We start from the raw sequence: 1,118 nt of genomic DNA, 5'->3' as shown, positions 1-1,118 counted from the left end.
GAGGTCGAGCCCGTCACCTCGAAACTGAAGACCTTGGGGCTAGGCGCCTCGCTTCAGGAAACCGTCGCTGCAAATCCGGAGACCATCAAGGCCGCCGAGTTTTCGGCAGCTTCTGCTAAGCAAGAATCCGGGACCCTGCGCTGGTTGCTCGGCATCAATGCACTTCTGTTCGTGGTGGAAATGACTGCCGGTCTGATCGCCCAGTCCACCGGCCTGATTGGAGAATCCCTGGACAATTTTGCCGATGCGGCGGTGTACGGGCTTGCCCTTTATGCGGTTGGACATAGCGTGAAAATGCAGGTACGTTCCGCGCATCTTGCTGGTGTACTGCAACTGATCTTGGCTGTGGGCGTGCTCGTAGAGGTGGTGAGACGCTTTGTATTCGGTAGTGAGCCTGAATCGCTGGTGATGATGGCTATCGCATTCGTCGCATTGATTGCCAATACCAGTTGTCTGCTGCTCATATCCAAACATCGGGAGGGCGGGGCGCACATGAAGGCAAGCTGGATATTCTCGGCCAACGACGTGGTGATCAACCTGGGGGTCATCACCGCCGGCGCCCTGGTCGCGTGGACCGGTTCCAATTATCCGGATCTGATTATCGGCACCATCGCGGGGGGCATTGTACTTAACGGTGCCAGACGCATTTTGGCGTTGAAGGGTTAAATAATGCTCATTATTGGCAAAAAGCTCTCGCCGTATGCCCTATTGTCCATATCGGGCCTGCTGGCAGCGTCTGATCAGGCTGTAAAGTGGCTGGTGCAGCAATCAATGGCCTATGGCGAGTATGTTTCGGTGACCCCGTTCTTTAACTGGGTGCACCTATGGAACACCGGTGCCGCATTCAGTCTTTTTGCGAATGGTGGAGGCTGGCAGCGCTACTTTTTTATCGGAATCGCGGTAGTGGTCTCGATTTTTCTGATCAAGCTGATCCTTGAAAATCGTCATAAAGGAGAAGCCATCGCTTACAGTCTTATCCTCGGTGGCGCCATGGGCAACCTGATTGACCGGGTCTTTCGCGGCTATGTTGTGGATTCCTTTGATTTCTATTGGCGAGACTGGCATTGGCCGGCCTTCAACCTGGCTGATATTGCAATTGTCCTCGGTGCCTTACTTTT

At 54.1% G+C, this 1,118-nt stretch carries 2 protein-coding genes; both read left to right on the top strand.

Going from position 1 to position 1,118, the window contains the following annotated elements; all coding sequences use genetic code 11:
- Positions 1 to 666: cation efflux transmembrane domain-containing protein (locus KQY15_RS18950; protein WP_254795862.1), on the top strand; the 666-nt coding region annotated here is incomplete at its 5' end.
- Between the two features lie 3 nt (positions 667 to 669).
- Positions 670 to 1,118: signal peptidase II (gene lspA / locus KQY15_RS18945; RefSeq protein WP_217671465.1), on the top strand; the 449-nt coding region annotated here is incomplete at its 3' end.

This window comes from Arsukibacterium indicum (assembly GCF_019100565.1).
In the GTDB taxonomy this organism is placed as follows: domain Bacteria; phylum Pseudomonadota; class Gammaproteobacteria; order Enterobacterales; family Alteromonadaceae; genus Alishewanella; species Alishewanella indicum.
This window is presented reverse-complemented; position numbering and strand designations above follow the sequence as displayed.